At 36.0% G+C, this 5,798-nt stretch carries 7 protein-coding genes; all 7 read left to right on the plus strand.

From position 1 onward, the window contains the following. The first annotated feature begins 265 nt into the window (after positions 1-265). The 7 genes from B9Y87_RS21660 (at position 266) to B9Y87_RS21690 (ending at position 5,681) form a co-directional block, all read left to right on the plus strand. Positions 266-1,150, plus strand: coding sequence for an AraC family transcriptional regulator (locus B9Y87_RS21660; protein ID WP_085501039.1), 885 nt, complete (start codon positions 266-268; stop codon positions 1,148-1,150). A gap of 73 nt (positions 1,151-1,223) precedes the next feature. Next, positions 1,224-1,757, plus strand: a complete 534-nt coding sequence (locus B9Y87_RS21665) for a carboxymuconolactone decarboxylase family protein (RefSeq protein ID WP_085501040.1) — start codon at positions 1,224-1,226, stop codon at positions 1,755-1,757. Between the two features lie 2 nt (positions 1,758-1,759). After that, a complete protein-coding gene (locus tag B9Y87_RS21670) occupies positions 1,760-2,599 on the plus strand; it encodes an oxidoreductase (protein WP_245808778.1) in 840 nt (279 codons plus the stop codon). A 152-nt stretch (positions 2,600-2,751) separates the two neighbouring features. Continuing rightward, entirely contained in the window at positions 2,752-3,057 is a 306-nt protein-coding gene (locus tag B9Y87_RS21675; RefSeq protein WP_085501041.1) for an NIPSNAP family protein, read from the plus strand. 16 nt (positions 3,058-3,073) lie between these two features. After that, positions 3,074-3,520 carry a DinB family protein gene (locus B9Y87_RS21680; protein WP_085501042.1) on the plus strand — a complete coding sequence of 149 codons (447 nt, stop codon included), beginning with the start codon at positions 3,074-3,076 and terminating at the stop codon, positions 3,518-3,520. Between the two features lie 173 nt (positions 3,521-3,693). Then, complete coding sequence (locus B9Y87_RS21685; RefSeq protein ID WP_085501043.1) at positions 3,694-4,179, plus strand: hypothetical protein; 486 nt, start codon at positions 3,694-3,696, stop codon at positions 4,177-4,179. 287 nt (positions 4,180-4,466) lie between these two features. Next, the gene (locus B9Y87_RS21690) at positions 4,467-5,681 is read left to right on the plus strand and encodes a DUF3089 domain-containing protein (RefSeq protein ID WP_085501044.1); all 1,215 of its coding nucleotides are present in this window, start codon (positions 4,467-4,469) and stop codon (positions 5,679-5,681) included. The last annotated feature ends 117 nt before the right edge of the window (positions 5,682-5,798 follow it).

The raw sequence follows: 5,798 nt of genomic DNA on the forward strand, positions 1-5,798 counted from the left end.
ACTTAGGTGTGGCAGTAATTTGAGTGTTCATATCTTTAAGGTTTTAGCTATAATTTAAAGATACTCGACTTACTGCTTTTTCATCGATGCTATAGTTCATTACGGCTGAAATTCCTAATCGGAATTTCGAGCCTTTTTGCTATTTTTATGGTTACGGCGGAATGATACTCGCGTACCATTCCGTAACGAAACCATAGCCAAAACCGTTGGCGGTAATGCCAGACGACCCCACCACAAGACAACAATTTTCACGACCTTTGACACAATGAAAGATGTATTCAAACATTACCATATCGGGCACTTCATCAACCAGCCGACAAACCCGACAGAGTTTGAAGTTTTGCGGTTTGACAAAATGGTCGAACCCAATGTGGACGACTTTCACAAACACAGTTTCTATGAAATCCTTTGGACAGAAAAAGGCAAAAGTAGACAAATCATTGACTACAATGAATATGAAGTAAAACCAAACAGCTTGTTTTTTATCTCACCCAATCAGGTTCATCGCTTTGAAGAATGGAAACCACTATCGGGTGGGACAATTCTTTTTACGGAAGACTTTTATTTGCTCAACCGAACCAACAAAGACGCTTTATTTGAACTTAGTTTTTTAGACAACCTGTATGCAAATCCTTGCATTGAATTTACCAAAAAAGCGTTTGCCGAAATTTTAAATCTCATTCATCAAATTGAAGCGGAACAAAACCGCAAAGACAAAAATCCGACCATCATTCAGGCGTATCTGCACATATTACTTGCACAAGTTCAAAGGCACATTGACAAGCAAAGGGAAACGGCTGTTTCAAAAAAATATCTGATTCAGTTTAAGCAATTCAAGACCGTTTTGGAACAACATTTTGCCGAAAACAAAACAGCAAAATTTTACGCAGATAAATTGCACATTACGCAACATCACCTAAACCTGATTTGCAAAGAAACTACCAACAACACAGCCACTGAAACCCTCCGAGCAAGGAGCATTTTAGAGGCAAAACGACTTTTAACATTTACCAGCAAAACCATTTCTGAGATTGCTTTTGAACTCAACTTTACGGACAGTTCTTACTTCGCCAAAACCTTTAAAGCGTTTACAAAACAAACGCCACAGGACTTTAAAACAAAAATGTCCGAAAAATACCGAACAAGGTAGGCTTTATCATAACATCAAAGCCTTAACTGAAAGCAATTTTGCATTGTCAAATAATCATTAAAAAAAAAAGACGATGACAAAATTCACAGTTCCCGCCAGAGGAGAAGTATCTGAAAGCAATCAAGCAATTCTTGACAATCTGCAAAAAGGTTTAGGCTTTGTGCCGAACCTGTATGCCTACTATGCAAAAAATGAAACGGCATTGGGCGATTATCTTGCTTTGCAAAACCGCAAATCAACATTAAAAACAAAAGAAAGAGAAGCCATAAATCTGACAACTAGCCAAATCAATGGTTGTGCCTATTGTTTGGCGGCACATACTGTATTGGGCAAAATGAATGACTTTACAGACGAGCAAATTGTGGAGTTGCGTAGAGGTTCTGCATCGTTTGACGACAAGTTGGATGCTTTGGTAAAATTTGTGGCATCAACAATCTCAAACAAAGGAAAGGCAAGCGAAGAAAGTAAACAGGCTTTTTTTGATGCTGGTTATACAGAGGCCAATATGATAGATGTAGTAATCGTCATTGGCGACAAAATCATCAGCAATTACATTCATAACCTTACGGGTTTTGAAGTTGATTTTCCAGCGGCTCAACCACTTTAATTATGAAAAATATGACAAAGAGAATTTGGTTTATCACAGGTATTTCAAGCGGTCTGGGCAAAGCGCTTGCCCAAACCGTTATCGACAAAGGAGAATTTGTGATTGGAACATTTCGCAATCAATCACAGGCAGATGTGTTTAATAACCAACACAAAAACGAAGCATTGGCGTTGGTATTAGACCTCACAAAATCCGAACAAATTGACAATGCTTTTCAATTGGTAAAACAAAAATTTGGACGCATTGACGTGTTGGTAAACAATGCAGGTTTTGGTTTTGCGGGTGCAGTAGAAGAAACAAGCACGTCAGAAGTAAGAGAAGTTTTTGAAGCAAATTGCTTCGGAACGTTGGAATTAACACAAACATTTTTGCTTTTGTTCAGACAACAAAAAAGCGGACACATCATTCAAATTTCATCTCACGGTGGTTTCAAAGCCTTTGCTGGTTTTGGTATTTACAACGCAAGCAAATTTGCCGTTGAAGGTTTTAGCGAAGCATTGGCACAGGAAATTGCGCCATTAGGAATTAAACTGACCATTGTTGAACCCGGACCTTTCCGAACAAACTTTGCAGGTAGTTCATTCCGACAAGCTAACAAAATCATTGAAGACTACCACCAAACCGCAGGAGCGTTTCGAGAACGAATGAAACAAGTGAACGGCAAGCAGGAAGGCGACCCCGACAAAGGTGCAAAAGTGATTTACGACATTACCAAATCAAACACACCGCCTCTACGATTGCCGTTAGGAAAAATCGCTATGCTCACATTGACATTAAAATTGGAAAGTGTAAACGCAGACCTGAGCAACTATAAAAACATAGCCGAAAGTGTAGTGTATTGATGGCGGAAAAAGAAGCACATACGCATGACAGCGGCTACGCGTCATTATGGTGGAATTTTGCTACTTTTGTGTCAAAGCAGGAAAAATCCTTCCGATTTTTCTGCCAACGGACTTGTAGCCATAAACTGTTGGTCACAATCTAAATCGACTGTATGGTAACATGCTTTTTGAAATATACCATCGACCCTTATAAACTTCGGGAATTTGAAATTTACGCAAAAAAATGGATTCCTCTTGTTAATAAATTTGGAGGGAAACATCACGGTTATTTTTTACCTCATAAGGGAGCAAATAATATAGCAACGGCATTATTTAGTTTCGGTTCTTTAGCAGCGTACGAAAAGTATAGGGAAGACAGTCTTATTGATGAGGCTTGTCAAGAAGCATATCAATATGCGATTGACACACAATGTATTTTGCATTATGAAAGGTCTTTTATGAAACCAGTATTCAGTTAATCACAGATATACCAAGATGGATGAATTGATAATCAGATTAGAAAAATTGCTAAAATCAGGGATGGAAATTATATCTAAATCCTCTGAATCAGAACTGGCTCGAAAGCCAAATCCTGGCAAATGGTCAAAAAAGGAAATTTTAGGACATTTAGTGGATTCAGGAATCAATAACCTTCAGCGATTTACGGAAATTCAATTTGAACATAAGCCATTCAAGATTAAAAAATATAATCAAGACGAATTAGTAAAGGCCAATGACTACCAGAATTCTCAAATTGAGGTTATTACAAATCTCTGGCTATCTATCAATAACCAAATCAAGAATTTGATTAAAAAACAAGATGAGACAACACTTAGCTATAAAGTCGAATTGGATAATAACGACATTTCCGATTTGAGGTTTTTAATAGGGGATTACGTTGACCACTTAGAACATCACCTAAATCAGATATTAGAAAGGTGATGGTGGGGTTTTATGAACAAATAAAGCACATACCGCCAACATCGGCTAAAAAAACATGCGGGCTGACTAGTTAAAAACGAACATTAAAACACATAACAAAACTCGGTACTCGGCAGACAAATACATGTTCCAAAACCCGCACGTTTCTTAGCCTGAGACCGTTGTAACACATTTTGAAGAAACTTATTTACATACTACTTACCATTAGCATTTTAAGCTGTAAAGAGTCCCCTAAAAGAGAAATTATAAAGACGGATTCAAGGCAACTTATTGTATATGATTATGATACAATAGTGAGGAATAATAAATATCAACTGACCAAAAAGGAGAGGGACAGTGTAATTATTTATGAATATTTAAATTTAGTTGACTCAACTAAAAGTATGGACTTTCGTTTTGTAAAACACACTAATAAGTTACACTTTGGACCAATTGAATTCGAACTGAAAGAAAGCAATAAAGTCCAGACGGACTTCAAATTTGACAGTTACGAAACTGAACCGATTCCCGATTCAATGGGTTCAGTTTTGTTTAATAAAGATTACGGAATATTGGCGTTCGATAATGGTTGGGGAATGCAATTTCATTATCTGACGAACGATAATATGGAAGAGTTTGACTTGCCAATCTTTTATAAAATGGCAGACTTGGACGAATAAAAAACGTGTTACAACAAAACCTATACGTAATGCGGACTTTTGGGTTTAAACGGAATGGTTTGCGTATTTTTATAGTGTCGCTAAATCTTATGGATTTAGCTTTCGAACAAACAAAAAATAAAACTAAACAATAAGCTTTTGCTTCGTGCGTAGACGGAAACCAAAATGTTTCCTTGCCTCCGCACTACTCATAGCTCAAGCGTTGTGCATAAGCTGAACAAACAGAGTCAAATTAAACTTTATATCTTAAAAAAAGTCTTACAGTTACTCTAAAATACTATTGCTTTATGAAGTATAGAAATATCATATTACTGTTTTGTTTTATAATCCTGACAAATTGTTCAAAGGATAGTAATAATAGTATTTCTGAAAGTGAACAGAGAATTGAAATTCCATTATCCAATGTAGACTATAGCTCAATGGATAACTGGGCATTTCACCCAAATAAGCCTACCTTTCTTACTAATTATAATCTGGATATTGCTGTAATAGATGAAAACCTTCAGATTGAAAATACAATTCCGATTGTAAATAATGCTTATACAAACACAGGAATTGATGTGTTTTTTGTTCATCCTACAGTCTTAACCCAAAATGAGATTCCCGAATATATTGAAATTCAGGACCAGCCCGAATTATTAATCACAGGTACCATAGTTACTCAAGGTGCACTATTATCAAAGTATGGTAGGCTATTTGCCCCTAGATATAGACAATCTACAGGAAAAACTTATAGACCCGAAACAGATAAGGAAATACAAGCTTCTATCATCGCTGCATCGTACAGTGATGTTAAAGCGGCCTTTTTAGACTATCTAAATAATCATAATAATGGTAATAAAATCATTATTGCAGGACATTCTCAAGGGTCGTATCTTCTTGCCATGTTACTTAGAGATGTTATTGATACTGATGAAAATTTGCGTAGCAAACTGATAACTGCTGCACTCGCTGGAATGGATTATTTATACGCTTCTGAAAATAGTTATCTAGGTGGCTGGTGGCAAAATATTCCCTTATGTACTACAACTAATGAATGTGGATGCGTTCACAATTGGACCAGTTTTGATAAAAGTCAGTCATTACCAGAAATAGATTATGCAATGCCCCAATTTAATCCCTATTTAATCAATTCGGGTTTAGTATATAGAACATTTAATGAAAGTGAAGATTGGTTCATTCAAGATTTTTCTTTTTATGATACGCAAACACAACCATTGAGATATTATATCGTACCAGATACAAATTATAATCTTAGTGCAGGAAATAACTTCATTGCATTTGATAATTTATATAATGTAAGGCATAAAAGAGACGGATTAACAAAAGTTGCTTTGAGTATAGCTCATAATCCTGAAGTTAATGATATGCGTCCTAACGATTTAGCAAATGAAGTATTTCATCCTAATTATAGTGATTGGGGCTATCATATAAAAGATTATCATATTTATTTATGGGCACTGATGCAACAAATTGATTTAAAAATTAATAACTGTCAATAGAAATTAAGCCTATGCACAACACCGGTAACCGTTGCACAAGCCTGTAAAATGTAAAATTACCAACTCAAATAAGCCGCTCTAAGCGGTTTTTCTTTTTTTGATCACCTGGTTTTAGAC

The sequence above is a fragment of the Arenibacter troitsensis genome (assembly GCF_900177645.1).
GTDB lineage: Bacteria > Bacteroidota > Bacteroidia > Flavobacteriales > Flavobacteriaceae > Arenibacter > Arenibacter troitsensis.